The sequence below is a fragment of the Pseudomonas sp. S2_F07 genome (assembly GCF_054668325.1).
Map to the genome: position 1 here is coordinate 5,310,912 of NZ_CP162758.1, position 26,436 is coordinate 5,337,347.

Sequence of the window (26,436 nt, forward strand, 5' to 3'; positions counted from 1 at the left end):
GACTGGCCGACAGGCCCGCATCTTGCTGCGCAAAGTGAACATCCATGTGCGCTTAGGGAGATCGAACCTATGGAGAGCAAGGCAGAATCCGGCAGCGTGCGTTCCGTCGAGCGCGCCCTGGCGATTGTCGAGTTGCTGGGTGAGCATCAGGCGTTGGGGCTGGAGGAGTTGCACTACTTGACGAACCTGCCCAAGGCCACGGTGTCGCGCATGTTGCTGACGTTGCAGGAGCGGGGCTGGATCTATCGCGGCCTGAGCGATCGGCGCTACCGGTTGTGCGCCAAGCGCCTGTTTGGTGACAGCCAGCAGCGCTTCAAGCGGCGCCTGGTGGAGAACGCCGCGCCGCTGTTGCTGGAGTTGAGCGAGCGCACCGGGCTGGTGGCGGACTTGTCGTGTTTTGATGGCGAGCGGATCGAGGTCATGGAAAGCGCGATTCCCACGGTGCTGCGCAAGCGATACCCGAACAACTGTCAGATCGTCGGCCAGCACGCCAGCCTGTTCCATTCGGCCATGGGCCGGGCGTGCCTGGGCGAACTGGACAGCCATGAAGTGGAGCGTCTGGCCAGCCGTGAGCGAGTGACGGACGAAGCCTTGTTCAACACCACTGAGCAGGCATTGCATCAAGGCTTCGGGCAGCGCACCGAGGGTTATTGGGAGTATCCGGTGCGCCTGCCGTTCCTGATTCGCGCGGTGGCCCTGCCGATCCGCACCGATGGCCGCCTGGTCGGCAGCATGGCGCTGCACTGGCCGATGGATCAGGCGCCGGTGGAGCGGGTACTCAACCTGCACCTCAACAGCCTGGCCGCGACCATTGGTAATGTGCAACAGGCGATGGCCTGAGTGGAACTTGTGATGGTTTAGAGACTCAAGGCAACACATTTCTTGCAACCTGTGTCAGGCCGGTTAAGGTTCAGCACAGGTTTCTCTGCCTGACGAGTCTCTATGTTCAAGCGCTCCGCCCTCCGATCCCTCGTTTTTCTGCTACTGACGGGTGCCGCATTGTCGGCCCGCGCCGACTGGTACCTCGACGGCGAGTCTTCGCGCCTGTCGTTTGTCAGCACCAAGAATGCCAATGTCTCTGAAGTGCAGCGCTTCCTGGTCCTGCACGGCAAAGTCGATCCCGAGGGGCTGGCGCAGGTGGAAGTCGAGCTGGAGTCGATCAACAGCGGCATCCCGCTGCGCGATGAGCGCATGCGCAAGGAACTGTTCCAGATCGACCGGTTTTCCGACGCCTTGATCACCACGAAAATCGATCTGCGCCCGATCAACGACCTCGCTCCCGGCGCGCAACTGGAGTTGCGCCTGCCGCTGACCGTCGACCTGCATGGTCAGAAACACACGTACAACGCCCAATTGCTGGCGACCCGGCTCGATGACCGGCGCTTTCAGGTGGTGACCCTCGAACCGCTGGTGATCAATGCCGAGGATTTCGATTTGGCTCCCGGGTTGGAAGCGTTGCGCAAAATGGCCGGCCTGTCGGCGATCAGTCTTTCAGTGCCGGTGAGTGCGGTACTGATATTCACGGCGCGCTGACATGGCCGGAGCGATTTTTCCCTGGCGTGAAGGCAACCACTTCGAACTGCTGATCGATGGTCCGCAATTCTTCCCGCGCATGCTGGTGGCGATTGCCCGTGCCGAAGAACAGGTCGAACTGGAGCTGTATCTGGTGGAGGCGGGTGCCTGCGCCGAAGCCATGGTCCAGGCGCTGGTCCAGGCTGCCGAGCGCGGTGTGCGGGTGCGTTGCCTGTTCGATGACTACGGCAGCCTCGCGTTCACACTGACCTTGCGACAGCGCCTGATGGCGGCCGGGGTCGAATTGCGTTTCTACAATCGCCTGAACTGGCGGCGCTGGGTTGGTAATTTCTACCGCGATCACCGCAAGCTGTTACTGGTGGACCAGAGCCTGGCCGTGGTCGGCGGCACCGGTGTCACCGACGAGTTCTGGACACCGGGCGAAGACGTCAGCGAATGGCACGAAGTGATGGTGGAAATCACCGGGCCGCTGGTGCTCGACTGGCAGTTGTTGTTCGATCGTCAGTGGATTGCCAACCGCCATCGACGTGCCTGGCGACCGGCCTCGCATTTCGGTCTGCCGCGCCTGCCACGGGTGCCGTCCGTCGGCGAGGGCATGGGTCGGGTGGCCTATGCCGACGCCCGTCAACACCGTGACATTCTGCAATCGCTGGTGCGTGCCCTGAACAGCGGTCAACGACGGATCTGGCTGGCCACGCCGTACTTTCTGCCGACCTGGAAAGTCCGCCGTTCCCTGCGCCGGGCCGCTGCCCGTGGCGTCGATGTGCGGTTGCTGCTGACCGGGCCCCGTACCGACCATCCGTCCGTGCGCTATGCCGGGCATCGCTACTACCCGCGACTGCTCAAGGCGGGGGTGAATATTTACGAATACCAGCCGTGCTTCCTGCACCTGAAAATGGTCCTGGTCGATGACTGGGTGAGCATCGGCTCGTGCAATTTCGATCACTGGAACCTGCGCTTCAACCTGGAAGCCAACCTGGAGGCCCTGGACCCCGGATTGACCCGCTCGGTGGCGGCGAGTTTCGAACGGGACTTTGGGTTGAGCGAGCAAGTCAGCCTGGAGGAATGGCAGCGCCGACCGCTGTGGAAACGGGTCAAGCAGCGGGTGTGGGGATGGGTGGATCGGGTGGTGGTGAATCTGCTGGATCGACGGGGATAACCCGTATTTTTTGACCACCACAAACCACTGTGGGAGCAAGCTCGCTCCCACAGGGTTATTGCGGTGTTTGATTAATTACAGCAACTCAAAACTCTGCTGCGTCACGTCCTCTGAATCCAGGCCGATCTGCACGTTGAACTTGCCCGGCTCCGCCGCGTACTTGAGCTGGGTGTTGTAGAACTTCAGATCGTCCTCGGTGATGGTGAAGTGCACGACTTTCTGTTCGCCGGCCTTGATCATCACCTTCTGGAAGTTCTTCAGTTCCTTGATCGGGCGGATCATCGAGCCTGCCACGTCCTGGATATACAACTGCACCACGGTTTCGCCGTCGCGCTTGCCGGTGTTTTTCACTGTGACGCTGGCGTCGAGCTTGCCGGTCTTGTTCAGCGTGGTCGACGACAGGGCCATGTCGCTCAGGCTGAAGTCGGTGTAGCTCAGACCGTAACCGAACGGGTACAGGGGACCGGTGGTGTCATCGAAGTACTGCGAGGTGTAGTTGCCCGGCTTGCCCGGGGTGAACGGTCGGCCAATGGTCAGGTGGTTGTAGTAGGTCGGAATCTGGCCTACCGAGCGCGGGATGCTGATCGGCAGTTTGCCCGACGGGTTGTAGTCGCCGAACAGCACGTCGGCGATGGCGTTGCCGCCCTCGGTGCCGCTGAACCAGGTTTCCAGGATGGCGTCGGCCTGTTCCTTCTCTTCGAGGATCGTCAGCGGACGGCCGTTCATCAACACCAGTACCAGCGGTTTGCCGGTGGCTTTCAGGGCCCGGATCAGCTCGCGCTGGTTTTCCGGGATGTTCAGGTCGGTGCGGCTCGACGATTCGTGGGACATGCCACGGGATTCGCCGACGGCGGCAACCACCACATCAGCATCCTTGGCCGCTTTTACCGCTTCGTCGATCAGCACCTTCGCCGGGCGCGGGTCATCCACCACTTCCGGGGCGTCGAAGTTGAGGAAGTTCAGGTAACCGAGGATTTTCGGGTCGCTGGTGATGTTGGCGCCCCGGGCGTAGATCAGTGTCGATTTGTCGCCCAGGGCGTTGGTCATGCCGTCGAACAGGGTCACCGATTGAGCAGGGCGACCGGCGGCGGCCCAACTGCCCATCATGTCGATCGGTGCCTTGGCCAGCGGACCGACCAGGGCAATTTTCGCTGTTTTCTTCAGGGGCAGGGTTTCGTTGCTGTTTTTCAGCAGCACCTGGCTGCGGCGTGCCACATCACGGGCCTCGGCGCGGTGCAGGCGGCTGTCGGCGTAGGTGTCGACCGGATCATCCTCGGCCTTGCCGATGCGCAAGTACGGGTCCTTGAACAGGCCCATGTCGTACTTGGCGCCGAGCACCGCACGCACGGCGTTGTCGATGTCGCTCTGCTGGATCTCGCCGGCCTTCAGCAGCCACTGGCAGCTCTTTGCCGTACAGGGTGTCGTTCATGCTCATGTGGATGCCGGCCTTGATCGCCAGCTTCGCCGCTTCGCGACCGTCGGCGGCAACGCCGTGCTTGATCAGTTCGAAAATCGCCCCGTGGTCGCTGACCGCCAGGCCCTTGAAGCCCCACTCCTTGCGCAGCAGGTCGTTCATCAGCCAGGTGTTGGCGGTGGCCGGCACGCCGTTGATCGAGTTCAGCGCGACCATGACCCCGCCCGCGCCGGCATCGATGGCGGCGCGGTACGGCGGCAGGTAGTCCTGGTACATCTTGACCGGGCTCATGTCGACCACGTTGTAGTCGCGGCCACCTTCAACGGCGCCGTACAGGGCGAAGTGCTTGACGCTGGCCATGATGCTGTCGGCGGCGTTGGCGCCCGTGCCCTGGAACGCCTTGACCATCACACCGGCAATGCGCGACACCAGGTAGGTGTCTTCGCCGAAGCCTTCGGAAGTACGGCCCCAGCGCGGATCGCGGGAGATGTCGACCATCGGCGCAAAGGTGATGTCGAGGCTGTCAGCCGCGGCTTCCTTGGCGGCGATGCGCCCGGACAGGCCGATGGCGTCCATGTCCCAGCTCGAGGCCAGGGCCAGCGGGATCGGGAAAATGGTGCGGTGGCCGTGGATCACGTCGTAGGCGAAGAACATCGGGATCTTCAGGCGGCTGCGCATGGCCGCGTCCTGCATCGGGCGGTTTTCCGGGCGGGTGATCGAGTTGAACGTACCGCCGATGTTGCCGGCCGCGATTTCCTTGCGGATCATTTCGCGCGGCATTTCCGGACCGATGCTGATCAGGCGCAGTTGGCCGATTTTTTCATCGAGGGTCATTTGCTTCATCAGGTTGCTGACGAAGGCTTCCTTGTTCTCCAGGGGTGCGGGCGTCGTGGCGGCCAATACGTTATGACTGGCCAGGCTGACGAACAGGCCCAGCAAACACAGCTTCTTCATGAATAGTTTTCTCAAGGGCCCAAACGGCGATGTACACGCCGGCCAGCCAAAATTTAGGGAGCGTCTATTGTTGTTCGGGTGCCGGCTCAAAAGACCAGAGCCAAAAAACACAGCCAGATGGCGGATGCGTTTTCGCGCAGGGCCTCTTTTTAGCCCATCGGCCCGTTGCAATCCAGAGGCGCGGGCGATTATGCCCCAAGAGCCGGCCCAGAAGGTTTCACGGTCGGTTTTTTCATGAAATGCACAAGGGAGCATCATCCTGATGAATGTAAGTCCAACCTACCGCTCGCGTTTGCAGGTCGTCACGCTGCTGATGCTGGCCTCGTTGCTGACCGCCTGTGGCATCAACAACATCCCTACCCTCGACGAACAGGCCAAGGCCGCCTGGGGCCAGGTGCAGAACCAGTATCAGCGGCGCGCCGACCTGATTCCCAACCTGGTGGAAACCGTCAAGGGCTATGCGGCCCACGAGAAGGAAACCCTGACTGCCGTCATCGAGGCCCGGGCCAAGGCCACGTCGATCCAGGTGGATGCCTCGACTCTGGATGATCCGGAAAAACTCAAGCAGTACCAACAGGCCCAGGATCAGCTCAGCGGCGCCTTGAGTCGTTTGATGGTGGTCTCCGAGCGTTATCCGGATCTCAAGGCCAACCAGAACTTCCTCGCCCTGCAATCGCAGCTTGAAGGCACAGAGAACCGCATCAGCGTGGCCCGTCGCGATTTCATCCTCGCGGTGCAGAAGTACAACACCGAGATCCGCACGTTCCCCGGTCGCCTGTGGCACACCGTGATGTACAGCGACCTGCCGGTACGCGAGACCTTCGAAGCCACGCCGGGTTCGGAAAAGGCCCCCGAGGTCAAATTCTGAATCAACCCTGTAGGAGCTGCCGTAGGCTGCGATCTTTTGACTTTGATTTTTTCGCGAGCGCTAAAGGTCAAGATCAACAGATCGCAGCCTGCGGCAGCTCCTACAGAGCCAGGCTTGGAACGGAAGAGGTTGCCAATGCGTGTGTTTAAAACGGTCCTGTTGCTGTTGTTGTGGGTGGTGGCGATCGCTGCCCGGGCCGAGCTGAACTTTCCGGCGCTGACCGGGAGGGTGGTCGACAATGCGCAGATGATCGAGCCATCGGTGCGCCAGCAGCTCACCCAACAACTTCAGGCTCATGAGCAAGCCACCGGCGAGCAGCTTGTGGTCGTGACGTTGCCGGATTTGCAAGGCACCGACATCGCCGACTTCGGTTATCAACTCGGGCGCCACTGGGGCATCGGGCAGAAGGACAAGAACAACGGTGCCCTGCTGATCATCGCCCGGGACGAGCGCCGGCTGCGTATCGAAGTCGGTTACGGCCTGGAGGATCGCCTGACCGATGCCCAGAGTTCGGTGATCATCAACCAGGTCATCACCCCGTCATTCAAGACCGGCAATTTCAGTAAAGGCATCAGTGACGGCGTAGCGGCGATGCTGGTGGTGCTGGGCGGCACCCCCCTGGACGAACCCTCCACGGCGTATGAATCCAGAGGCGATCCGGGGGAGGATTTCATCGCGCGGCATCCCGGGTTGTTCGTGTTTTTGGTGATGTTATTCATCCTGACTGTTTTTGTGTGCCAGATGCTCGGTATCCTTCCTGCCGGCCGGGGCGGCTCCGGTGGATCCGGGGGCGGCTTTGGCGGTGGTGGATTTGGCGGCGGCGGTGGAGGGGGAGGTTTCAGTGGCGGCGGGGGCAGTTTCGGCGGGGGCGGTTCGTCCGGCGGCTGGTGATAATAAAAACGAGCAGGCACTTCACGACATGGCATTACTGACTGAACACGAACAACGCAAGGTGGCCGAGGCCATTGCCCGGGTCGAGCGCGAGACCGACGCAGAACTGGTGACCGTGCTCGCGGCCCGCGCCGACGACTATGCGTACATCCCGTTGCTGTGGGCCAGCCTGCTGGCGCTGCTGGTGCCGGGCATCGTGCATTACTTCACCGGTTGGCTGACCCTGCACAGCCTGCTGCTGGTGCAGTGGGCCATCTTCATCGTGCTGTGCCTGGTGTTCCGCCTGCCGAAAGTCACCACCCATCTGGTCCCGCGCTCGGTGCGACACTGGCGCGCCTCGAACCTGGCGCGTCGGCAGTTCCTGGAGCAGAACCTGCACCACACCGAGGGCAGCACCGGCATGCTGATTTTCGTTTCCGAGGCCGAGCGTTATGTGGAGATCCTGGTGGATGAAGGGATTTCCAGTCGCCTGGACAACAAGAACTGGGACGCGATCGTCGCGACGTTCACCCAGCAGGTTAAACAGGGGCAGACGTTGCAGGGCTTTGTCAGTTGCGTCGAGGCCTGTGGCGAGTTGCTCAAGGTGCATGTGCCGGTGACCCATGTGCGCAACGAGCTGCCGAATCGTCTGGTGGTGTTGGGTTAAGCCAGGGCTTCATCCACTTTTGTAATGCGCCGCGACACAGTTGCGGAGCGTTGTCCGCCGCGGAGCTTGTCTTCAACATCTCTCTCATGGTGCGCGCCCTGCGATGGGCGTTCTGTATAGAGGGAGTTCTTATGAAAACGCAACAATCGCTGGATACCCGGGTGGAGGATGCACCCGCAAACGCAATGTTTACTCCGCGAGTGCAACTGACAACGAAAGAGACACAAGCCCTGGAGTGGTGCCTCAAGGGCAAGACCACCTGGGAGATCGCCAGGATTCAGAGTTGCTCGGAATCCACCATCAACTTCCACTTCTCCAATATCCGTCGCAAGTTTGCCGTCAGATCTCGCAACGCTGCCGTGTTCAAAGCGCTGGAGTCGGGAGCCATCACTGTTGATCCATCGCAGTCGCGAGATAATCCATGAGCCTGACTGATTCGACCTACAACAGTATCAGCGGACTCATGGTGGGGTTGGGTATTGCGACGTTGCCGGTTATCAATGGAGAAGTCCTGTTCGGCGCGACGCTTGGCGCGTGGCTGGTCACGACCACTCGCGCCAACTTCAAGGCCTGGCAACGCATCGGTTCCTGGCTGTTGTCGGCGGGTGTCGGTTACCTGTTTGCCCCGGTCGCCCAGCCACTGGCGCCTTTTCTGACAGCCGGTGTGACGGCCTTCCTGTGCGCGCTGCTGGTCATTCCCATCAGCATCAAACTCATGCAGTGGATCGATGGCGCCGGCCTCGGTGACATCCTTCGTCATCTCAGAGGGCGAGGGCAATGACCTTTGAGATGGCGGCTCTGGTGTGGGTGACGGGGGTGGCTCACCTGATCAGTGCGTTCAGGCTGGCGTGTTACCAGCGCGACGAGCTGCGTTACAACTGGCGCGACAGGATATTGATCAGCTTGTGTGGCGCAGTGTTTTGCCATGCCGGCATCGATGTATTGCTGACATTCCTGCCGGTGAGCCCATGGCATGCAGGGGTGAGTGTTTTTTCATGCGTAATGATTGTTCGCAGTAGTGGCAACATTATTGTTTTGTGGCATGCCTTCAAGCATTGAAGCGTCGGACTTCAAGTCAGGTTTTGTTCGAGTGTCCAAGTGTTGCCAGGATGGCGGCCATTTCCGAAAGTTGCGTTTCCAGATCCCTCAGGCGTCGCTTTTCCTCCAATGCGCTTTGTATTGCGCAGCGGTCATCCTCATCAAGCAATCGCCACAGCGAAAGGATGGTGTTTTCCTGTGTTGTTGCAGTTTCCGCAACATTTGCAGTCGCGTTGACATGGGTTTGCCGCAGCATCGGCCCCTCGCCCAGCAGCAACCAGTCAAGGGAGATGCCGCGAGCTTGTGCAATGTCTACGCATAATGAGTATGGCGTGCTGTCACGGCCTTTCCAGCTACTGAGTGTCTGGGGGCTGATCTGTAGTGCAGTAGACAGGGAAGCGTCAGTTTTTGTACCCGTTACTTGCTTCAGGCGGGCCAAAACAGCTTGTGATTTTTTGCTACGCAATTTGAGCCTCTTCCTTTTGACATATGCTTTTTGAGTGCTTAACGTATGCGTAATGAGTACTTTTTTTCTTGTAAGTAATCAATCATCAACTATGAATCAGAAGAATACGATGTCGAAACTTCCTAATGGTATCAGGGTGATTTCCTACGAGCTTGGCTCGTATCTATTACGTGTCCGCCCGTTGCACTTCCTTTTGTCTGGCGGACGTTATTTGCAGCACCGGACTTTTACGAATTGTGTTTCAAACAGTATTGCGTTTGATCAATTCGATTACCACCGGATGGCCCAAGGGAAACATATATGAGTACTTACAAGATGGTGTGCCCGCACTGCCTGAGCAGGATGCGCATACGTACCAGCGAAGGACGGCATATTTTCCTGCGGGTGGCGTACCTGCAATGTACGTCGGAGGCCTGTGGCTGGTCGGTGCGGGCCGAGTTCGAAATGACCCATGAGCTTTCCCCCAGTGGCATGCCCAACCCGGCCGTGCATTTGCCGTGCGCCGGGCCTGATTTGCGCCGCGCCGCGAAGCCTGTCGCCGAGAGTGCTCCGGCGGCGCAAGCGCAACAGGAGCCTTGAGCATGAAGGAGGTTGATGAACAGGCCCATTTGAATGCGGAACTATTGGCCATAGCTCAGGCGTTTCTGGCCCGTCATGAAGGCGAGGGTGTGATTGATGATCAAGTGTTGTTCTGCCGTGCGGTGAGGCATTTGCAGAGTCTGGATATGCCGATGCACCAGGCGGAGCGGCTGGTCAGCCACGCGTACGGATTACTCAAGTCCAGCAACGATCGCCGACGTCTGGATCTGGCTGCAAGCTCCGAAACTGTCGCCGTGGTCACTGATCCGGTCAACGGTCTGACGTGGGCGGTGCCGGTAGGGTTGATCGTCAAGTTCGTCATCAACTCGCCGACCAACCGCAAACTTCGACTGGTGGAGCCATGATGTAGCGATGGTTGGATTCAGGTCCCGATCGGCGGGAACGGGGCCTGGCGCAAAATTACTCCGTGCCCAAAACACTCGTCCCCCCTAAAATACCCGGCATTCCCCGATTCGTATTGCCGAGGCCGTTTTTCCATGTCCGTCACCGCCACTCCCGCCAGCCTCGCGCCGGATCATCACGCCCAGTTCATCGACCTGCTGCAATCGAGCCTGGAGCACAACGCGTTCATCAAACTGGTGCTGGCCAAGTACGTGGGCGATGAAACGGACCTGCAGCGGATCATCATCAAGCCGGTGACGGTCAAGGCGCAGCCATGCCTGTCCTTCGTCTACCGCTACAAGACTCGCGATATCACCAAGAACCTGCCGCTGGCCGAAGGCGTGGCGAGCATTGCCGGGCTGCTGCCGGCGTCGTTCAAAAATGCGCATTTGTTGTCGTTGACCGACGAAGCCCAGCTCGAATACAGCAAAAAGGGCAAGTCATCGCTGTTCAAGAGCCAACCTCAGCAATTGCGCGAAGTGCCATCGGCCGAGCACAACCGTGAGAAAAACCGTTTTCTTGACCTGAGCCGGCCGTTTCTCGCCGACCTGGGTGTGACCAACAAGCAGCATGAGCTGATCCCGGCGATGTCGCGCAAGTGGAAGCAGATCAACAAGTTCATCGAAGTGTTCAGCCATGCGCTGACGTCGTCACCCCTGGCGCTGGACAAGCCGGTGCGTGTGGCGGACTTCGGATCGGGCAAGGGCTACCTGACCTTCGCCATCCACGATTACCTGCGCAACACCTTGAAGGCCGAAGGCGAGGTGACCGGCGTCGAACTGCGCGAAGACATGGTCAGCCTGTGCAACACCGCCGCCGCCAGGCTTGAACACCCCGGCCTGGTGTTCAAGTGCGGTGACGTGCGTAGCGTGGCGCCGAGCGAGCTGGACGTGATGATCGCCCTGCATGCCTGCGATATCGCCACTGACTATGCGATCCACACCGGCATCCGTTCCGGCGCTTCGATCATCATGTGCTCGCCGTGCTGCCACAAACAGATCCGCCTGCAAATCCAGAGCCCGGCGCTGCTCAAGCCGATGCTGCAGTACGGCTTGCACCTGGGCCAGCAGGCCGAGATGGTCACCGACAGTTTGCGCGCGTTGTTCCTTGAGGCCTGCGGCTACGAGACCAAGGTGTTCGAGTTCATCTCGCTGGATCACACCAACAAGAACAAGATGATCCTGGCGGTCAAGCGCGCCGAGCCGGTGGACCCGGCCCAGTTGCTGGCGAAGATTCAGGAGTTGAAGGATTTCTATCACATCAGCGAGCATTGCCTGGAAACATTGCTGCGCGCTGACGGTTATTTGAGCTGACCCAAAAAAGATCGCAGCCTGCGGCAGCTCCTACAGTGGTCCTGTGCATTCGTAGTAGCCGGTTGTTACCCACCCCACCGGATAAGGACTACCTTGAATACTCCTGCACGCCCACTTCCAGAGGAGTTCTCCCCATGGCTGCGAAAAAAATTCTGATGCTGGTCGGTGATTACGTCGAAGACTATGAAGTGATGGTGCCGTTCCAGGCGTTGCTGATGGTCGGCCACACGGTACACGCCGTTTGCCCGGACAAAGCCGCCGGCCAGACCGTGCGCACGGCGATCCATGACTTTGAAGGCGACCAGACCTACAGTGAAAAACCCGGTCACCTGTTTGCCCTGAACTTCGATTTCGCCAAGGTCAACGCGGCCGATTATGACGCGGTGCTGATTCCGGGCGGACGCGCGCCGGAGTACCTGCGCCTGAACGAAAAAGTCCTGGAACTGGTGCGCGCGTTCGACAAGGCCGGCAAGCCGATCGCTGCCGTGTGCCATGGCGCGCAGTTGCTGGCGGCCGCGGGTGTTCTCGAAGGTCGCGAATGCAGCGCTTATCCGGCCTGCGCTCCGGAAGTGCGGCTGGCGGGCGGTACGTATATCGATATTCCGGTGACGGACGGCCATGTCCAGGGCAATCTGGCCACGGCTCCGGCCTGGCCTGCGCACCCGAACTGGCTGGCCGGTTTCCTGGGATTGCTGGGTACCAAAATCACGCTGTAACGAGGCCGTGTCCATGTGCGAGCTGTACGTCAAAGCCGACCCGATACTCTACGAATCGCGCTCCCGCTCTCTGCGCATCTGCGGGGTGGTCACCACCCTGCGGCTGGAGAATCAGTTCTGGGACATCCTCAGCGAAATCGCCGAGGTCGACGGCATGACCACCAATCAGTTGATCGCCAAGCTGTATGAAGAGGTGATGGACTACCGCGGCGAGGTGGTCAATTTCGCGTCGTTCCTGCGGGTGAGTTGTACGCGGTATTTGAGCCAGCGACGGACGTCGGCACCGGAGCTGTCGGTGGTGCGGGCAGTGGTGAAGTAGTGAAAACTGCCGTTCAGGCGACAGAAATCCCGGCTTGGTCTTTACTGTGAAGCGCGAAACCTCTCAATCGCCAAGGAGAAACAGCATGTCCGGATGGTATGAAGTGAGCAAAAGCAGCAATGGCCAGTTCAGGTTTGTCCTCAAGGCAGCCAACGCCGAGACCATTCTGACCAGCGAGCTGTACACCACCCACGCCGCCGCCGACAAAGGCATCGCCTCGGTCCAGGCCAACAGCCAGCTGGATGAGCGCTACGAGAAGAAAACCACCAAGGATGGCCACCCGTATTTCAACCTCAAGGCGGGCAACCACGAGATCATCGGCAGCAGCGAGGCCTATTCCTCTGATGCCGCCATGGAGAAAGGCATTGCCAGCGTGAAAACTAATGGCCCGAGTAAAGTGGTCAAGGACAAGACCTTGCCGGTGCTTTGAACGCTACCTTCACATCCAGTACAAATCCTGTGGGAGCGAGCTTGCTCGCGATGGCGGTCAGACAATCAACATCTGTGTTGAATGTAATGGCCTCATCGCGAGCAAGCTCGCTCCCACAGGGGTAATGCGATCCGACAATGGCGCCAGCCGCGTCGCCGCTAAACCTCGACAGGAACCGTGAGCTTCGTGCCGCCCAACGCATGGCTCTTGGAATCGAAGAACCGCAACTCAACCCCCGTCCCCTCAAACACCTTCGCGTAATGCCGCTTCTGATGCTGGATGAAGGCCTTGCTGCGCGGGTAAATCGAGATTGCCACCACCTGTGGTTTCGCCAGGCGCAAGGCATGGATGATGTGGCTGTCCTGCTCCCCCAACGCATGGCCGAAGATGCACAGCGCCTGCCCGTGACCGAGTAATTGCTCGTAGCAGAACGACAGATAGTCCGAACTGCGAATGGTCTTGAGCTTGTCCGCACTCGGGCCTTCGTTGACGAACAGCGGTACGTCGTCCAGGGTCTTGATCGTGTTGTTGATGGCGAAACTGCCCAGCAAGGTGCCCTCGGTCGACATCAGCTTGCGCGCCGTACCATCCTGGTTGCGCACCAGATGCAGACCGCCGTGCAGGTACAGCAAACGGGTTTTATCGGTGGCGGTGTCGCTCAGGTCGAAACCGGGCTCGGCCCCCTGGAACAGATCGCTGATCGCTTCTGGCCGGTGTTGCACTGCCCAGTAGTTGAGCAAGTCGTAGTTGGTGGTGAACACCGTGCGGTAACTGGCCAGTTCCTGATTGATGGTCGCCAGTGTCGAAGGCACCACCAGCCGCCACGGGATATGCACCGCATGCACGGTGTTGATCAGCGCTTCCTTGATCGCGTAGTAGCGATTGCGCGGGGCGGCGGAGCTGACAGCCAAGGCCTTGTTGACCCGGCTGGTGATTTTCAGGGCGCTCAGTACCTGTTCGAAACTGCGGGTCTGCATCGCATCGAACACGCTCAGCTCGGACGGGCTCAGGGGTTTTTCTTCAACGGTGCGGGCGTTTTCGAACAGCGACTCGTAGCCGAAATCGTCCCACACCGCGCGACTGGCACCGTTGCCCACCAGCAAACCACTGAACGAAGCGGTGCTGCGCAAGGCGTTCCAGTCTTCAAGTTGAGCATCGACATCCTGGAAATCGGTCATTGCGGTCTTCGTCTCACGGCAAAAGGTCTGTGGGCGGCGACTTTATCACGACCGGTGACCGGACTACGGCACGACGCGGGTGAAGAACGCTATGCTGCGACTTCGCCTGAGCCGACTCGCCGAGTACCTGATGCTGCAAAAAAGCCTGATCCGCCGTCTCGACCTGATCACCCTGCAACTGTTCGTCGCCGTGCATGAAGAGGGTACGCTGACCCGCGCCGCCTCGCGCGAAGCGATTGCAGTCTCGGCGGCGAGCAAACGCTTGATGGAACTGGAGGAGGCGCTGGGCATCAGCCTGTTCGTGCGCCAGGCCAAGGGCATGTCCCTGACGCCGGCCGGTGAAACCCTGCTGCACCATGCCCGGCAGATGTTGTTTAACGTCGAGAAAATGGGGCTTGAGCTGGGGGAGCACAGCCACGGTGTGCGCGGCTATGTGCGGATGCTCGCCAACCTGTCGGCGATCATTCAGTTTTTGCCCGAGGACCTGCGGGATTTTTCCGAGCGTCACCCACAGGTCAAGACCGATCTCGAAGAGCGCCCCAGCTCCGGGGTGATTCAGGGGGTGCTCGACGGGGTGGCCGACTTCGGGATCTGTTCCATCGACAGTGACATCAAGGGCCTGCACAGCGTGCTGTATCGCCAGGACAAGCTGGTGGTGTTGATGCCGCCGTACCATTCATTGGCGGGCCGGTCGAGCGTGGCGTTCGCCGATACGCTGAGCAGTGATTACGTTGGCTTGCATGCCGCCAGTTCGATCAACATGCGCACCCACGCGGCGGCGCGCGAGGCCGGCAAGGTGCTGCGGGTTCGTATTCATGTGCCGGGGTTCGATGCGATGTGCCGGATGATCCAGGCCAACATGGGGATCGGCATTTTGCCGCACAGGGCTTATGAATTGTTTGGCCGGGCACTGGGTTTGCACGCGGTGCCGTTGACGGATGAATGGTCCGATCGGGCCTTGATCCTGGTGGTGCGCGATGAGGCGTTACTGTCGCCGGTGAGCAGGATGTTGTTTGAGCATTTGCGGGGGCCAGCCTGATAGTTCTTCGCTGACTAGGCCGGCCTCTTCGCGAGCAAGCCCGCTCCCAGACTGGATCTGTGTAGCGCTGAAAATCCCTGTGGGAGCGGGTTTGCCCGCGAAGGCGGCCCTGAGGTCGCGACAATCTCCCCGAGCGTTCGCATTTCGCGAACGCTCGTTGCCAACTGAAGGTTGGATTCCCGAGTCCCCTGTCCTCTAGCCTTGGCGCATATTCCAAGAACAAGAGGTACCCCGCGATGACTGCCCCCTTGAGTGCGATCAAAGTGATCGAGATCGGCACGCTGATCGCCGCGCCGTTTGCGGCGCGCATGCTGGCCGAGTTCGGCGCCGAGGTGATCAAGATCGAAGCCATGGGCCAGGGCGATCCCCTGCGCAAATGGCGCAAGCTGCATGAAGGCACCTCGCTGTGGTGGTACCTGCAATCGCGCAACAAGAAGTCCCTGGCGCTGAACCTCAAATCCCCCGAAGGCATCGAACTGGTCAAGCAACTGGCGACCAGCGCCGATGTGCTGATCGAAAACCTGCGTCCTGGCGCCCTGGAGAAACTCGGCCTGGGTTGGGACGTGTTGCACGCGCTCAATCCCAACCTCACACTGGTGCGGATCTCCGGTTACGGCCAGACCGGCCCGTACCGCGATCGTCCCGGTTTCGGTGCCATAGGCGAAGCCATGGGCGGGATTCGCTACACCACCGGTACCCCCGGTTCGCCGCCAGCGCGGGTTGGCGTGAGCCTTGGCGATTCCCTGGCGTCGCTGCACGCGGTGATCGGTGCGCTGATGTCGCTGCTAAGGGTCAAGACCGGGCAGGGCGGCGGGCAGATCGTCGATGTGTCCCTGGCCGAAAGCGTGTTCAACGTCATGGAAAGCCTGGTGCCGGAATACGACATGCTGGGCCATGTGCGCGAACGCAGCGGCGGCGCCTTGCCGGGCATCGCGCCCTCCAACACCTACCTGACGGCCGACGGCGCCTACGTGGTGATTGCCGGCAACAGCGATCCGATCTACAAGCGCCTGATGCAAACCATCGGCCGCCCCGATCTGGCCGATGCGCCGGAATTCGCCCACAACGACGGGCGTGCAGCCAAGAGCAATCTGCTCGACGCCGCCATTACCCACTGGACCAGCAGCCTGCCCATCGACGAAGTGCTGACCGCCCTTGAAGCCGCCGAGGTCCCGGCCGGCCGCATCTACTCGGTGGCCGACATCGTCGCCGATCCGCACTATCAGGCGCGGGACATGCTGCTCAATGCCGAACTGCCCGGTGGCGCCACGGTGAAGATGCCGGGCATCGTGCCGAAACTCTCCGAAACTCCCGGCGGCGTGAATTGGTCCGGTCCCGGTTTGGGTCAGCACACCGACGGCATCCTCGCGCAATTGGGCCTGACCGCGATGGACATCGAACGCCTGAAAGTCGAAGGAGTGGTGCAATGATCAGCGATTATTCCGACAGACTGATCGTGCAGGAAGTGTCCCCGCGCGACGGATTGCAAATCGAGCCGACCTGGGTTGAAACCGACGACAAGATTGCCCTGATCGATCAACTGTCGCAGGCCGGATTCAGCCGCATCGAAGCCGGTTCGTTCGTGTCGCCCAAGGCCATTGCGGCGCTGCGCGATGGCGAACTGGTGTTCAAGGGCATCGCCCGGCAACCAGGGGTGATCTACGTCGCGTTGATCCCCAACCTGAAGGGCGCGCAACGGGCGCTGGCGTGCCGTGCCGATGAGCTGAACCTGGTGATGTCCGCCAGCCAGACCCACAACCTGGCGAACATGCGCATGCGCTGTGAAGATTCGTTGGCCGCGTTCGGCGAGATTGTGCAATTCGTTGGCGACAGTCCTGTGCGACTCAACGCCAGCATCGCCACCACCTTCGGCTGCCCGTTCGAGGGCAAGATCGATGAGGACCGCGTACTGCAAATCGTCGAGGCCTATCAGGAACTCGGCATCCAGGGCATCACCCTGGCCGACACCACCGGCATGGCCAATCCGCGTCAGGTCGACCGCTTGGTGCGGCGAGTGTTGCAGCGTGTATCGCCAGTGGACCTGACCCTGCATTTTCACAATACCCGCGGCCTTGGGCTGTGCAACGTGCTGGCTGCCTATGAGGCCGGTGCCCGACGCTTCGACGCGGCTCTCGGTGGCCTAGGCGGCTGCCCGTTTGCGCCGAGTGCATCGGGAAACATCTGCACCGAGGATCTGGTGAACCTGTGCGATGAAGTCGGTATTCATACCGGCATTGATTTGCCGCTGCTGCTGAAACTGTCCCGAGGACTGCCGGCGCTGCTGGGTCATGAAGTACCGGGGCAACTGGCCAAGGCCGGGCGCAATTGCGATTTGCACCCGATCCCCACCTGACACCGCAGAGCCCCTGTGGGAGCGAGCTTGCTCGCGATGACTGAGTCACAGTCAACATCAATGTTGGCTGACCCGACGCAATCGCGAGCAAGCTCGCTCCCACAGTAAAAGCACTACCGCTGAGATACTCAACCAGACAACAAAAACAATCGGACACCCACGGGAAGTCCGCCTGGAGAAACGCAATGAGCCTTAATGCACTGGAGGCCGGCGCGAGCCCGGCCGTTAGCCACGACGAAGAAAAAGCCCTGGTCAGCAAAGTTGCCTGGCGCCTGATGCCGCTGATCATGGTCTGTTACCTGTTCGCCTTTTTCGACCGCATCAACATCAGCTTCGCCAAGTTTCAACTGCAGGCCGACCTGAGTCTGAGCGACACCGCTTACGGCCTCGGTGCCGGGTTGTTTGTGGTCGGTTATGTAATTTTCGAAGTGCCCAGCAACATGATGCTGTACAAGGTCGGCGCCCGGCGCTGGATCGCCCGGATCATGATGTCCTGGGGCCTGGCCACGGCGCTGATGGTGTTCGTCAACAGCGAATGGCAGTTCTACGTTCTGCGCTTCGTGATCGGCGCGATGGAGGCCGGTTTTGCCCCGGGCGTGCTGTATTACCTGACGTTGTGGTTCCCGCAGCACTATCGCGGGCGCATCACCTCGATGCTGTTCCTGGCGTCGGCGTTCGCCGGCCTGGTGGGCGCGCCGTTCTCGGGCCTGGTGCTGCAACACCTCGACGGCGTGCTGCAAATGCGTGGCTGGCACTGGTTGTTCCTGCTCGGTGGCGTGCCGTGTATCGGCCTCGGTTTGCTGGTGCTGACCCTGCTCAAGGATCGCATCGAAGATGCCCATTGGCTGACTTCATCGGAGAAGACCCTGCTGGCCAGCCGCATCGCCCGGCATGAGCCGCACAAGAGCGGTGGATCGCTGCTCGCAGCGCTGCGGATTCCGGGTTTCCTGACCTTGGGCCTGATCTATTTCCTGATTCAGGTGGCGTCCTACGGCTTGAATTTCTGGGCGCCGCAACTGATCCGCAGCGCCGGTACCGAGAGCCCGGTGATGATCGGTTTGCTGACGGCCATCCCATACATCTGTGGTGCCATCAGCATGGTGGTGATCGGACGCCTGTCCGATGCTACTGGCGAGCGACGCAAGTTTGTCGCCGGTCTAGTGGCGGTCGGTGCGATCGGGTTCTTCTGCGCGGGAATCTTCGCCAACCACACGACTTTCCTGATTGTCGCGCTGGGCCTGCTGGGTGCCGGGATCATCGCCTCCATCCCGAGCTTCTGGACCCTGCCGCCGAAACTGCTGGCCGGTGCCGGTGCGGGCGCTGCGGGCGGGATCGCGGTGATCAACACCCTGGGCCAGTTCGGCGGCATCGTCAGCCCGGTGATGGTCGGCCGGATCAAGGACCTGACCGGCAGCACCACACCGGCGCTGTATGTCATTGGTGTCTGTGCGTTGATCGCGGTGGCGCTGTTGCTGTGGGGGCTGCCGCAGAAGTTGCGCACACTCGACAAGTTTTAAAAGATCGCAGCCTTCGGCAGCGCCTGCTCGGACCACGCATCCCCGTAGGAACTGCCGGAGGCTGCGATCTTTTGACCTTCAAGAAGTCGCTGTCATCGCTTTTTGCGCCGCGTCACTGAACTGAATCAACACCACCCCGGCCATCAACAGCACCACCCCAACCACCTTTGGCAAAGTGACCTGTCGCTCCACCAACCCAAACCAGCCGTAGTGATCCAGCAACAGCGACGCCACGACTTGCCCCGCCAGCGCCAATGCCATGAACCCCGCGGCACCCAGCTTGGGCAGCAGTACCAATGCCAGGGAAATAAAGATCACCCCAAAAGCGCCACCGGCCCACATCCAGAGCGGAGCCTTGCTGATGAATGCCAGTGACGGCAATGGCAAGCGCATCGCAACGATGATCGGCAGCAGCACGATAACGCTCACCAACAGCGAAGCGAGCGTCGCCCACAACGGATGGCCCAACCCGCGTCCGAGGTTGACGTTGATCGCGCTCTGAAACGGCACCACCGCCCCGGCGATCATCGCCAGCCCTATCAGGCCGGCCCAATGCAACGTACTCATGATCGATCTCCAACAGGTTTTGCTGGACTCTAGGGTATTCGTCGCGCAGATTTAAATTCCGTTTTGTTATCCAGAACATGCAGCAAATGAATGATCTACGACGCATCGACCTCAATTTGCTGGTGATCCTCGACGCTTTGCTCAGCGAGCAGCACGTGACCCGGGCGGCCGAGCGTCTGCATTTGAGCCAGCCAGCAGTCAGCCATGCGCTGGCGCGCTTGCGTGACCTGCTCGGCGATCCGCTGCTGGTTCGCGCCGGTGCCGGCCTTGTACCGACTGCGCGAGCGCTGGAGCTGGTGGCACCGCTGGCCGAAGCCTTGGCCCAGGTGCAAGCGCTGCTGGCGCCGAACGCCTTCGATCCCGCGACCACCCGGCGGACCTTCCGCCTGGCGATGTCCGACTACGGCGCCGCCATTGTCTTGCCGGGACTGATCCGAACCTTGCGCCGCGAAGCGCCGGGCATCGACCTGCAAATCAGCCATGGCAGCCGCGAAAGCATGCTCGAAGGCGTGCTCAATGGTGACATTGATGTCGCCGCCGGGGTTTTCCCGGAAATGCCCAACGAATTGCGCAGCACCCCACTCTTCGAAGAGCACTACGCCTGCCTGGTGGACCGCAATAGCTTGCCCGCCGACGGTGGTCTCGACCTGCCCACCTACCTGGCTCGGCCCCATGTACTGCTGGAAATGCGCGGCAGCGGCACCCCGGAGATCGAACGCGCGCTGACCGCCTTGCGCGAACGCCGGCGTGTCGCCATCAGCCTGCCGCACTGGAACGTCGCCCCGCAGCTCATTAGCGGCACCGACCTGATCCTCACCGTCGCGTCGCGCGGCTTGCGCGATATTGGTGAGCCTTCATTGGTTGTCGTGCCGCCGCCGTTTCACATTCCGTCGTTCACCTTTGTGTTGGCGTGGCATAAACGGCGGGGTGGGGATCAGGCATTGAACTGGTTGAATGAGCGAGTCGTGCAGGGGGCCACCGCTGAAGAATTTCTGTCGCGATCAGGCAGCTGACAGTTGAAGACCTGATATAGACTGGTGGCCATTCACCATGCCGTTCATAAGGACTTTCCATGACCCCATCGTTGCTAATGGCCGTGCTTGCCTCGGGTTTTATCTACGGCATCACCCCGGGGCCGGGTGTGCTGGCAGTGTTCGGCATAGGCGCGGCCCATGGACGACGGGCCGGGGCGGGGTTTCTGTGCGGGCATTTGCTCGGCGATGTGGTGTGGTGCAGCACGGCGCTGATCGCGATTGTCGGTGCGCGGGAGATCGGCAGTACCGCGTTCGACGTGCTCGGAGTGCTCAGTGGCCTGTACCTGTTCTGGCTCGGCTGGCGTGCGGTGCGCGCCCGACGCAGCAGCGCGGATGCGCCACAGGGCCCGGCGCGACAGCCGTTCTGGCACGGCATTGTGTTTGGCTTGACCAACCCCAAGGCCTATCCGGTGGCGGTGGCAACGTTCACGGCATTGCTGTCGAGCCGCGCGGAACTGCTCAACTGGTCAATGCTGCCGGGGCTGATCGCACTGAGTTTCGTCGGCGGGTTGCTCGCCTACGCCATTCTCATTGGCGTTGTCGGTGCGCGGCGGGTGCGCAGCCTGTACCAGCGTCATGAATTGGCAATCACCCGGTTGTGCGGGGTGATGTTCATCGGTTTTGCCATCAACGCGTTGGTACATGCGTTGCCGGGGCTGATGCCGAACAAGGCTTGAACGAGATCACAAGGATGCAAGACTGACAGGGCAGGGATGATTGATGAGCGCTGTATTATCGGGACACCCACGCTGAACCATGGAAAACCGGAATTCCGCGCCGCTGGCGAGTTATATCGATCTGTTACTGGATGCCGTCTGTGCGGTGGATAAACAGGGCCGCTTCGTTTTTGTCAGCGCGGCGTGCGAGCGTATTTTCGGCTACAGCGCCGATGAGATGATCGGCGAGGCGATGATCGACATGGTGCACCCGGGCGACCGCCAGCGCACCCTCGACGCCGCCCGGGAAATCATGGACGGCGAGCCCAAGCTCAACTTTGAAAACCGCTACCTGCGCAAGGATGGCAGCGTGGTGCACATCCTCTGGTCGGCACGCTGGTCCGAGGACGATCAGTTGCGCATCGCGGTGGCACGCGACATCACCGAACGCAAGCAGGCCGAATCCCGGCAGGCAGCGTTGTATGCGATTTCCGAGGCTGCCCATGCGGCAGAGGATCTGCTGGCGTTGTTCAAACGCATCCACCTGATCATCGGCGAATGGTTGCCTGCACTGAATTTTTCCGTGGCGCTGTACGACGAGCACTGCGCGCAGCTGAATTTCCCTTATCACGTCGATGACCACGAGCCTCAGCCCGAACAGCCCGGAACCATGACCGGGCGTCTGTGTGCCGAGGTAATCCGCACGGGGTTGCCGATCCTGTTGACCCCGGATCAGTACCCACCTCCCGCCGGCTTCGAAATGCTGCAGGACGAACAGAACGCACCCTGTTGGTTGGGTGTGCCGCTGAATTCGCAAAACGGCACCATCGGCGCGTTGATCGTCAAAAGCATTCCGGGCGGCGAGCGCTACACCGAGCAAGACAAGGAACTGCTGCAATACGTTTGTGCCCAGGTCGCGACCGCCATCGAGCGCAAGCAATTGCACGCCCGCCTGCAACACATGGCCCAGTACGACCAATTGACCCAGTTACCCAACCGCGAGCTGCTGCGCGACCGGCTCAAGGTATCAATGCAAGCGGCCCGGGAGGACGGCGGGCGCATGGCGCTGTTGTACGTCGACCTCGACCGCTTCAAGCAAGTCAACGACACCCATGGCCACGCGGTCGGCGACATGTTGCTGCAAGCGGTGGCCAACCGGCTCAAGGGCTGCGTGCGGGAAACCGACACCGTGGCCCGCATCGGCGGTGATGAATTCGTGGTGTTGTTGCACAGCATTCACGCGGCGGACGATACCGATATCGTGGTTGAAAAAGTCCGTCAGGTCCTGGCCCAGCCCCTGCGACTGGACGGGCATAGCCTGAACATCCAGCCAAGTATCGGCGTCGCCCGATACCCCGATCACGGCACCGAAGAGAAGCAATTGTTCCGGCATGCCGACGAGGCGATGTACTGCGCCAAACGCGAGCATCACCTGCGACTCGTCTGAAAACCCGGGCACCGTTCGTCGTGGCATCCACGTAATTTTCTAAACCTTTTGGAGCGCGCAAATTCAGATTCTATGCGGGCGCAAGCTCGCCGCGACTACTACCAAGAGGAAGAGAATCATGCCTAATTCAAGAAACTCGAACTCGGGGAACTTCGCCAACGATCGAACGAAGGCCTCTGAAGCCGGTCGCAAGGGAGGGAAAACCACTACCACGACCGTCGATAAAGATCCGACGAAACCCGACATGGGTCGCAAGGGCGGTCAGAAATCCCGCTAAGGGGTTCAGGTGGTTTTGATTGAGAGGCGGGGGCGAAAGCTCCCGCTTGAATTTGAAGAGGAGGGCGCGACCATGAACCGGATGGCCACCCGATTATGTAGTACCAGTCTTGCCACGTTACTGGGCCTGTTTGCCAGCGGCGTCTTTGCCCAGTCGACTGCCGAATTCATCGACGAGGCCTCGGCAAAAGGTATCGCCGATATTGAAGCAAGTCGCCTGGCGCACCAGAAGGCCGAGTCCAAAGAGGTCAAGGACTACACCATTATCGTCATCAACGACCGTACCACCGCGAACCAGCACCTGGCGAAAATCGCCAAACAACTGGATATACCGGTCGCCCCCCGGGAAGAGATTGTCGAAAAGGCCAAAGCCCTGATGCCACAGGTCATGGACGGGGCGACCTACGACGAGGCCTATACCGCCAGTCAGGTGAAGACCACCCAGGAAGCCATCGATCAGTTGCAGCAGGAGGCGCAGACCACCGACGTGCCGCAAATCAAGGCATTCGCCGAAGAAACCCTGCCTAAATTGCAAAATCATCTGCAAATGGCCAAGGCGCTGCAAGCCAAAAGTTGAGCGCAAGATTTGAACATGAACGGCGCGGGGCTTGAGTCACGCGCCGTTTTTCTGTTCAGCACTGATCCAGATGTGGCTTGGGATTATGCGTTGGGTTCAGGCCATCGAGGTCGAACACCTGGTTCTCGCCCATGGCGCGGTAGTGCCTGCGCAGCGCCTCCAGTTGCTTGAGGTCCAACGCCTCAAGCCCGAGCATGGCCTTTTGCGCCTCCTTGTTCACCCGCAACAACTCATCGACTTTCAAGTGCAGGATGTCGGTGTCGCGGTTCTGCGTGTTCTGGATCAGGAACACCATCAGGAACGTGATGATGGTGGTCGAGGTATTGATGATCAGCTGCCACGTATCGTTGAAATGAAAAATTGGCCCGCTCAGCCCCCACAGGAAAATCAGGAGCAACGCGCTCATGAACGTCTTGGGGCTACCGGCCCAGAGGGCGAGTTTCTGCGCGATTTTTGCGAATTTCATGACCGAGTTCCTTTTGAGGGGGGCGCCTGATTTTTCAGACAGTGGCGGCGGGATGAAAATTCGGCTGGTGTTGCAACCCAATGAAGCGTGGAGGTGGGCAAGATCTTAATTTTGGGTGGGAATCTTCCTTTGTGTCGGTTTGTGTCTAGTATCAATGGCAGTCAAATTGCCAGCATGTGTTCACACGGATCGAAACCGGAAAAGAGGCTACTCATGGAATTCTTCGAAAAGTTAACAAGTCTCGCTGCCAAAGTTCGTTTGCAGAGCGCTGCCATTCAAACGGAAGAAGCGACCAAGAATGCTTTTGTCATGCCCTTTATCAGTACGGTACTGGGCTACGATGTTTTCGATCCGACGGAAGTGACACCTGAATTCGTTTGCGATATTGGAACGAAGAAAGGGGAGAAAATTGACTATGCAATCATGAAGGCTGGCGAGGTTCAGATCCTCATCGAGTGTAAAAAAATTGGTGAGCCGCTGCACATCAATCATGCCTCCCAACTGTTTCGCTATTTCCATGTCACCAGCGCTCGAATCTCCATTCTCACCAATGGCCAGGTTTATAAGTTTTTCACTGACCTGGACGCTCCAAACAAAATGGACGAGAAGCCATTCCTTGAACTCGACCTGCTGGATATCGACGAGTATTCCGTCCCAGAACTGGTGAAACTCACCAAATCTGCATTCGATGTGGAGTCGATTATCAGCGCCGCAGGTGAGCTGAAGTACGTCAGCCAAATCAAGAAGGTGATTGCTACTCAGGTCAGCAAGCCTGACGACGACTTTGTGAAAGTGTTTGCTTCTCGGGTTTACGACGGGGTGATTACTCAGAAGGTCCGCGAACAGTTCCATGAACTGACGAGAAAAGCTGTGGTGCAGTTTCTCAATGACCAAATCAATGACAGGCTCAAGTCGGCAATGAGTGGCACCATCCAGCCTGCGCTGGCCTCTTTACCAGTCGCTACTGGTGACACTGAACAACCCAATGTTCGAGATGAGTCGGAGGACAAGGTTCTGACGACATTGGAAGAGCTGGAGGGCTATCACATCGTCCGGGCTGTGGTTCGGTCGGTTGTTGATGCCAAGCGGATTGTTCAGCGCGACACACAGAGTTACTTTGGTATCCTGCTCGACGACAACAACCGTAAGCCGATCTGCCGACTGCACTTCAATCGATCACAGAAATATATCGGTATATTTGACGAAGAGAAGAATGAAACCCGGCATGCAATCAACTCCGTTGATGACATTTACGAGTACTCGGATCATTTGAAGAAGACTGTCGGGTATTACGATTAACGTTGTTATCCAGTAATTAAAAGAACCGGCCAATAGTGCCGGTTTTTTTGTTGAAGGGCTCATCGACGTTCTCCACCAAAGGTCAGGATAGGGCAACACCCTCCAGTCGAGGTATCGTAGCGATCCGGTTGCTGGTCTCGGCCAGAACGACATACCGACAGGAGAACGCAATGAGTTGGTCCGCCAAACAGTACGTCGCTTTTGAAGATGAACGCACCCGTCCCGCCCGTGACCTGCTGGCGGCCGTCCCCGCCGGAGACGTGCGCTCGGCCATCGATATCGGTTGCGGGCCCGGCAACTCCACCGAGTTGCTGGTGGAGCGCTTTGCCGATGCCAAGGTGCGTGGGCTGGACAGTTCCAGCGACATGATCGAAGCCGCTCGCAAGCGCTTGCCGCAAGTGCAGTTCGACATCGCCGACATCGACACCTGGAATGACAGTGGTCCCTTCGATGTGATTTTCGCCAACGCGGTGTTGCAGTGGGTGCCGGATCACGCGACTTTGCTACCGTCGCTGGTGAGCAAACTGGCGCCGGGTGGCAGCCTGGCCGTCCAGATGCCTGACAACCTGAATGAACACTCGCACCGCTTGATGCGCGAAGTCGCCGCTGATGGCCCATGGGTCGGCAAACTGGCAGGCGCCGCGGGGCAGAGGACTGAAATGGCCGATGCCAGTGGCTATTATTCGATATTGAAAGCCTGTTGCACCCGCGTCGATGTCTGGCGCACCACTTACCATCATCCGCTCGCAGGCGGCGCGTCTGGCGTGGTGGAGTGGTTCAAGGGCAGTGGCTTGCGGCCGTTTCTCGATCCGCTGGACGAGGCGGAACGGGCGCAGTATCTGAAGCAATATCAGGTTGCTATCGAGCGGGCGTATCCGGCCCTGGCCGATGGTTCGGTGCTGTTGCCGTTTCCGCGACTGTTTATCGTCGCGACCCGCTGATGCAAAACAGGGACAGTTGATGAGCGTCAACTGTCCCTTTTTACCGCTTGGAAAAATCACTGCGGCTTGTTCTTTTTTGAGCGTCGGGCACTCAAGTACTCAAAGGCAAACGAGGCAAAGCCGAACAACCCGATCAATGAAATGATCATGATTCCCAACTCTGAATTGTGCATGTTGATCTCGAGGCGAAGGATGAGCCGGGAGAATAAGGGAACTGTTGCCGGGCTCAACGCAGCTCTACGGCTTCTTTACTCGCTTGCGGTGATCTATACGCAAAAGATATGAGCGTCTGGGAGGCGACGAGTAATTGCAACCTGTGGTGAGGGAGCTTGCTCCCTCGCCACTATCGACCACGCTA

Annotated in this window: 30 protein-coding genes and 1 pseudogene; 26 read left to right on the forward strand and 5 right to left on the reverse strand. The window is 59.7% G+C overall.

Annotated features, from left to right (window positions below):
- Positions 1–69: 69 nt before the first annotated feature.
- From AB4O40_RS24020 to AB4O40_RS24030, 3 genes are all read left to right on the forward strand, one after another.
- Positions 70–840, forward strand: a complete 771-nt coding sequence (locus AB4O40_RS24020) for an IclR family transcriptional regulator (RefSeq protein ID WP_056720768.1) — start codon at positions 70–72, stop codon at positions 838–840.
- A 102-nt stretch (positions 841–942) separates the two neighbouring features.
- Positions 943–1,533, forward strand: coding sequence for a YceI family protein (locus tag AB4O40_RS24025; RefSeq protein ID WP_056720766.1), 591 nt, complete (start codon positions 943–945; stop codon positions 1,531–1,533).
- Position 1,534: 1 nt separating this feature from the next.
- Entirely contained in the window at positions 1,535–2,692 is a 1,158-nt protein-coding gene (locus tag AB4O40_RS24030; RefSeq protein WP_056720764.1) for a phospholipase D-like domain-containing protein, read from the forward strand.
- 75 nt (positions 2,693–2,767) lie between these two features.
- On the opposite strand, the pseudogene bglX reads toward AB4O40_RS24030, so the two are convergent.
- A pseudogene (gene bglX / locus AB4O40_RS24035) lies at positions 2,768–5,060 on the reverse strand (beta-glucosidase BglX).
- Positions 5,061–5,322: 262 nt separating this feature from the next.
- Here bglX and AB4O40_RS24040 point away from each other — a divergent pair.
- The 6 genes from AB4O40_RS24040 (at position 5,323) to AB4O40_RS24065 (ending at position 8,524) form a co-directional block, all read left to right on the forward strand.
- Positions 5,323–5,928: a LemA family protein gene (locus AB4O40_RS24040; RefSeq protein WP_056720761.1), complete on the forward strand. Its 606-nt coding sequence runs from the start codon at positions 5,323–5,325 to the stop codon at positions 5,926–5,928.
- 135 nt (positions 5,929–6,063) lie between these two features.
- Positions 6,064–6,819, forward strand: coding sequence for a TPM domain-containing protein (locus tag AB4O40_RS24045; RefSeq protein ID WP_460057740.1), 756 nt, complete (start codon positions 6,064–6,066; stop codon positions 6,817–6,819).
- Positions 6,820–6,847: 28 nt separating this feature from the next.
- Entirely contained in the window at positions 6,848–7,465 is a 618-nt protein-coding gene (locus tag AB4O40_RS24050; RefSeq protein WP_056720756.1) for a TPM domain-containing protein, read from the forward strand.
- A 131-nt stretch (positions 7,466–7,596) separates the two neighbouring features.
- Positions 7,597–7,890 (forward strand): helix-turn-helix domain-containing protein, encoded by a 294-nt coding sequence (locus AB4O40_RS24055; RefSeq protein ID WP_082562879.1) that lies wholly within the window; start codon positions 7,597–7,599, stop codon positions 7,888–7,890.
- Positions 7,887–8,246, forward strand: coding sequence for a putative holin (locus AB4O40_RS24060; RefSeq protein WP_056720754.1), 360 nt, complete (start codon positions 7,887–7,889; stop codon positions 8,244–8,246). The genes AB4O40_RS24055 and AB4O40_RS24060 overlap by 4 nt, the downstream gene beginning before the upstream one ends.
- A complete protein-coding gene (locus tag AB4O40_RS24065; RefSeq protein WP_223541818.1) occupies positions 8,243–8,524 on the forward strand; it encodes a phage holin family protein in 282 nt (93 codons plus the stop codon). The genes AB4O40_RS24060 and AB4O40_RS24065 overlap by 4 nt, the downstream gene beginning before the upstream one ends.
- 16 nt (positions 8,525–8,540) lie before the next feature.
- Here the strand turns inward: AB4O40_RS24065 and AB4O40_RS24070 are convergent, their stop codons facing one another.
- Positions 8,541–8,969, reverse strand: coding sequence for a helix-turn-helix domain-containing protein (locus AB4O40_RS24070; protein ID WP_223541819.1), 429 nt, complete (start codon positions 8,967–8,969; stop codon positions 8,541–8,543).
- Between the two features lie 300 nt (positions 8,970–9,269).
- Here AB4O40_RS24070 and AB4O40_RS24075 point away from each other — a divergent pair, with 300 nt between their 5' ends.
- The 6 genes from AB4O40_RS24075 (at position 9,270) to AB4O40_RS24100 (ending at position 12,728) form a co-directional block, all read left to right on the forward strand.
- Positions 9,270–9,548: an Ogr/Delta-like zinc finger protein gene (locus AB4O40_RS24075; protein ID WP_056720750.1), complete on the forward strand. Its 279-nt coding sequence runs from the start codon at positions 9,270–9,272 to the stop codon at positions 9,546–9,548.
- Between the two features lie 2 nt (positions 9,549–9,550).
- Complete coding sequence (locus tag AB4O40_RS24080; RefSeq protein WP_056720744.1) at positions 9,551–9,913, forward strand: hypothetical protein; 363 nt, start codon at positions 9,551–9,553, stop codon at positions 9,911–9,913.
- Between the two features lie 132 nt (positions 9,914–10,045).
- The gene (locus AB4O40_RS24085; protein ID WP_223541820.1) at positions 10,046–11,263 is read left to right on the forward strand and encodes a class I SAM-dependent methyltransferase; all 1,218 of its coding nucleotides are present in this window, start codon (positions 10,046–10,048) and stop codon (positions 11,261–11,263) included.
- Between the two features lie 134 nt (positions 11,264–11,397).
- Positions 11,398–11,979, forward strand: coding sequence for a DJ-1/PfpI family protein (locus AB4O40_RS24090; protein ID WP_008051822.1), 582 nt, complete (start codon positions 11,398–11,400; stop codon positions 11,977–11,979).
- A gap of 13 nt (positions 11,980–11,992) precedes the next feature.
- Positions 11,993–12,298: a ribbon-helix-helix domain-containing protein gene (locus tag AB4O40_RS24095; protein ID WP_008051823.1), complete on the forward strand. Its 306-nt coding sequence runs from the start codon at positions 11,993–11,995 to the stop codon at positions 12,296–12,298.
- 85 nt (positions 12,299–12,383) lie between these two features.
- Positions 12,384–12,728 (forward strand): YegP family protein, encoded by a 345-nt coding sequence (locus AB4O40_RS24100; RefSeq protein ID WP_056720740.1) that lies wholly within the window; start codon positions 12,384–12,386, stop codon positions 12,726–12,728.
- Positions 12,729–12,886: 158 nt separating this feature from the next.
- Here AB4O40_RS24100 and AB4O40_RS24105 read toward each other — a convergent pair whose 3' ends face one another.
- Positions 12,887–13,906, reverse strand: a complete 1,020-nt coding sequence (locus AB4O40_RS24105; RefSeq protein ID WP_223541821.1) for a DUF4917 family protein — start codon at positions 13,904–13,906, stop codon at positions 12,887–12,889.
- Between the two features lie 130 nt (positions 13,907–14,036).
- On the opposite strand from AB4O40_RS24105, the gene AB4O40_RS24110 reads away from it, so the two are divergent.
- From AB4O40_RS24110 to AB4O40_RS24125, 4 genes are all read left to right on the forward strand, one after another.
- Positions 14,037–14,945 carry a LysR family transcriptional regulator gene (locus tag AB4O40_RS24110; protein ID WP_056722260.1) on the forward strand — a complete coding sequence of 303 codons (909 nt, stop codon included), beginning with the start codon at positions 14,037–14,039 and terminating at the stop codon, positions 14,943–14,945.
- Between the two features lie 236 nt (positions 14,946–15,181).
- Positions 15,182–16,375, forward strand: a complete 1,194-nt coding sequence (locus AB4O40_RS24115) for a CaiB/BaiF CoA transferase family protein (RefSeq protein WP_056720737.1) — start codon at positions 15,182–15,184, stop codon at positions 16,373–16,375.
- Positions 16,372–17,298, forward strand: a complete 927-nt coding sequence (locus AB4O40_RS24120; RefSeq protein WP_223541822.1) for a hydroxymethylglutaryl-CoA lyase — start codon at positions 16,372–16,374, stop codon at positions 17,296–17,298. The genes AB4O40_RS24115 and AB4O40_RS24120 overlap by 4 nt, the downstream gene beginning before the upstream one ends.
- Positions 17,299–17,483: 185 nt before the next feature.
- On the forward strand, positions 17,484–18,815 hold the full coding sequence (locus tag AB4O40_RS24125; protein ID WP_223541823.1) for an MFS transporter: 1,332 nt from the start codon (positions 17,484–17,486) through the stop codon (positions 18,813–18,815).
- A gap of 78 nt (positions 18,816–18,893) precedes the next feature.
- On the opposite strand, the gene AB4O40_RS24130 is transcribed toward AB4O40_RS24125, so the two are convergent.
- On the reverse strand, positions 18,894–19,382 hold the full coding sequence (locus AB4O40_RS24130) for a DMT family transporter (RefSeq protein WP_056720731.1): 489 nt from the start codon (positions 19,380–19,382) through the stop codon (positions 18,894–18,896).
- Between the two features lie 77 nt (positions 19,383–19,459).
- Between AB4O40_RS24130 and AB4O40_RS24135 the strand changes: the two genes are divergently transcribed.
- The 5 genes from AB4O40_RS24135 (at position 19,460) to AB4O40_RS24155 (ending at position 23,372) form a co-directional block, all read left to right on the forward strand.
- Positions 19,460–20,395, forward strand: a complete 936-nt coding sequence (locus tag AB4O40_RS24135; protein ID WP_056720729.1) for a LysR family transcriptional regulator — start codon at positions 19,460–19,462, stop codon at positions 20,393–20,395.
- Between the two features lie 59 nt (positions 20,396–20,454).
- On the forward strand, positions 20,455–21,093 hold the full coding sequence (locus AB4O40_RS24140) for a LysE family translocator (protein WP_056720727.1): 639 nt from the start codon (positions 20,455–20,457) through the stop codon (positions 21,091–21,093).
- 79 nt (positions 21,094–21,172) lie between these two features.
- On the forward strand, positions 21,173–22,519 hold the full coding sequence (locus AB4O40_RS24145) for a sensor domain-containing protein (protein ID WP_223541824.1): 1,347 nt from the start codon (positions 21,173–21,175) through the stop codon (positions 22,517–22,519).
- Between the two features lie 118 nt (positions 22,520–22,637).
- Positions 22,638–22,796 carry a KGG domain-containing protein gene (locus tag AB4O40_RS24150; protein ID WP_082562877.1) on the forward strand — a complete coding sequence of 53 codons (159 nt, stop codon included), beginning with the start codon at positions 22,638–22,640 and terminating at the stop codon, positions 22,794–22,796.
- A gap of 72 nt (positions 22,797–22,868) precedes the next feature.
- Positions 22,869–23,372: a DUF4142 domain-containing protein gene (locus tag AB4O40_RS24155; protein ID WP_056720724.1), complete on the forward strand. Its 504-nt coding sequence runs from the start codon at positions 22,869–22,871 to the stop codon at positions 23,370–23,372.
- Positions 23,373–23,427: 55 nt separating this feature from the next.
- On the opposite strand, the gene AB4O40_RS24160 is transcribed toward AB4O40_RS24155, so the two are convergent.
- Complete coding sequence (locus AB4O40_RS24160; RefSeq protein ID WP_056720722.1) at positions 23,428–23,838, reverse strand: low affinity iron permease family protein; 411 nt, start codon at positions 23,836–23,838, stop codon at positions 23,428–23,430.
- A gap of 213 nt (positions 23,839–24,051) precedes the next feature.
- On the opposite strand from AB4O40_RS24160, the gene AB4O40_RS24165 reads away from it, so the two are divergent.
- Together AB4O40_RS24165 and tam are read left to right on the forward strand one after the other, a co-directional pair.
- Positions 24,052–25,137, forward strand: coding sequence for a type I restriction endonuclease (locus AB4O40_RS24165; protein WP_056720720.1), 1,086 nt, complete (start codon positions 24,052–24,054; stop codon positions 25,135–25,137).
- A gap of 170 nt (positions 25,138–25,307) precedes the next feature.
- On the forward strand, positions 25,308–26,078 hold the full coding sequence (gene tam / locus AB4O40_RS24170; RefSeq protein ID WP_056720718.1) for a trans-aconitate 2-methyltransferase: 771 nt from the start codon (positions 25,308–25,310) through the stop codon (positions 26,076–26,078).
- Positions 26,079–26,436 lie beyond the last annotated feature (358 nt).

Excerpts from the sequence above, each read along its gene's own strand:
- AB4O40_RS24020 (WP_056720768.1), top strand. The coding sequence starts at position 70 with ATGGAGAGCAAGGCAGAATCCGGCAGCGTGCGTTCCGTCGAGCGCGCC.
- AB4O40_RS24025 (WP_056720766.1), top strand. The coding sequence starts at position 943 with ATGTTCAAGCGCTCCGCCCTCCGATCCCTCGTTTTTCTGCTACTGACG.
- AB4O40_RS24030 (WP_056720764.1), top strand. The coding sequence starts at position 1,535 with ATGGCCGGAGCGATTTTTCCCTGGCGTGAAGGCAACCACTTCGAACTG.
- AB4O40_RS24040 (WP_056720761.1), top strand. The coding sequence starts at position 5,323 with ATGAATGTAAGTCCAACCTACCGCTCGCGTTTGCAGGTCGTCACGCTG.
- AB4O40_RS24045 (WP_460057740.1), top strand. The coding sequence starts at position 6,064 with ATGCGTGTGTTTAAAACGGTCCTGTTGCTGTTGTTGTGGGTGGTGGCG.
- AB4O40_RS24050 (WP_056720756.1), top strand. The coding sequence starts at position 6,848 with ATGGCATTACTGACTGAACACGAACAACGCAAGGTGGCCGAGGCCATT.
- AB4O40_RS24055 (WP_082562879.1), top strand. The coding sequence starts at position 7,597 with ATGAAAACGCAACAATCGCTGGATACCCGGGTGGAGGATGCACCCGCA.
- AB4O40_RS24060 (WP_056720754.1), top strand. The coding sequence starts at position 7,887 with ATGAGCCTGACTGATTCGACCTACAACAGTATCAGCGGACTCATGGTG.
- AB4O40_RS24065 (WP_223541818.1), top strand. The coding sequence starts at position 8,243 with ATGACCTTTGAGATGGCGGCTCTGGTGTGGGTGACGGGGGTGGCTCAC.
- AB4O40_RS24075 (WP_056720750.1), top strand. The coding sequence starts at position 9,270 with ATGAGTACTTACAAGATGGTGTGCCCGCACTGCCTGAGCAGGATGCGC.
- AB4O40_RS24080 (WP_056720744.1), top strand. The coding sequence starts at position 9,551 with ATGAAGGAGGTTGATGAACAGGCCCATTTGAATGCGGAACTATTGGCC.
- AB4O40_RS24085 (WP_223541820.1), top strand. The coding sequence starts at position 10,046 with ATGTCCGTCACCGCCACTCCCGCCAGCCTCGCGCCGGATCATCACGCC.
- AB4O40_RS24090 (WP_008051822.1), top strand. The coding sequence starts at position 11,398 with ATGGCTGCGAAAAAAATTCTGATGCTGGTCGGTGATTACGTCGAAGAC.
- AB4O40_RS24095 (WP_008051823.1), top strand. The coding sequence starts at position 11,993 with ATGTGCGAGCTGTACGTCAAAGCCGACCCGATACTCTACGAATCGCGC.
- AB4O40_RS24100 (WP_056720740.1), top strand. The coding sequence starts at position 12,384 with ATGTCCGGATGGTATGAAGTGAGCAAAAGCAGCAATGGCCAGTTCAGG.
- AB4O40_RS24105 (WP_223541821.1), bottom strand. The coding sequence starts at position 13,906 with ATGACCGATTTCCAGGATGTCGATGCTCAACTTGAAGACTGGAACGCC.
- AB4O40_RS24110 (WP_056722260.1), top strand. The coding sequence starts at position 14,037 with ATGCTGCAAAAAAGCCTGATCCGCCGTCTCGACCTGATCACCCTGCAA.
- AB4O40_RS24115 (WP_056720737.1), top strand. The coding sequence starts at position 15,182 with ATGACTGCCCCCTTGAGTGCGATCAAAGTGATCGAGATCGGCACGCTG.
- AB4O40_RS24120 (WP_223541822.1), top strand. The coding sequence starts at position 16,372 with ATGATCAGCGATTATTCCGACAGACTGATCGTGCAGGAAGTGTCCCCG.
- AB4O40_RS24125 (WP_223541823.1), top strand. The coding sequence starts at position 17,484 with ATGAGCCTTAATGCACTGGAGGCCGGCGCGAGCCCGGCCGTTAGCCAC.
- AB4O40_RS24130 (WP_056720731.1), bottom strand. The coding sequence starts at position 19,382 with ATGAGTACGTTGCATTGGGCCGGCCTGATAGGGCTGGCGATGATCGCC.
- AB4O40_RS24135 (WP_056720729.1), top strand. The coding sequence starts at position 19,460 with ATGCAGCAAATGAATGATCTACGACGCATCGACCTCAATTTGCTGGTG.
- AB4O40_RS24140 (WP_056720727.1), top strand. The coding sequence starts at position 20,455 with ATGACCCCATCGTTGCTAATGGCCGTGCTTGCCTCGGGTTTTATCTAC.
- AB4O40_RS24145 (WP_223541824.1), top strand. The coding sequence starts at position 21,173 with ATGGAAAACCGGAATTCCGCGCCGCTGGCGAGTTATATCGATCTGTTA.
- AB4O40_RS24150 (WP_082562877.1), top strand. The coding sequence starts at position 22,638 with ATGCCTAATTCAAGAAACTCGAACTCGGGGAACTTCGCCAACGATCGA.
- AB4O40_RS24155 (WP_056720724.1), top strand. The coding sequence starts at position 22,869 with ATGAACCGGATGGCCACCCGATTATGTAGTACCAGTCTTGCCACGTTA.
- AB4O40_RS24160 (WP_056720722.1), bottom strand. The coding sequence starts at position 23,838 with ATGAAATTCGCAAAAATCGCGCAGAAACTCGCCCTCTGGGCCGGTAGC.
- AB4O40_RS24165 (WP_056720720.1), top strand. The coding sequence starts at position 24,052 with ATGGAATTCTTCGAAAAGTTAACAAGTCTCGCTGCCAAAGTTCGTTTG.
- tam (WP_056720718.1), top strand. The coding sequence starts at position 25,308 with ATGAGTTGGTCCGCCAAACAGTACGTCGCTTTTGAAGATGAACGCACC.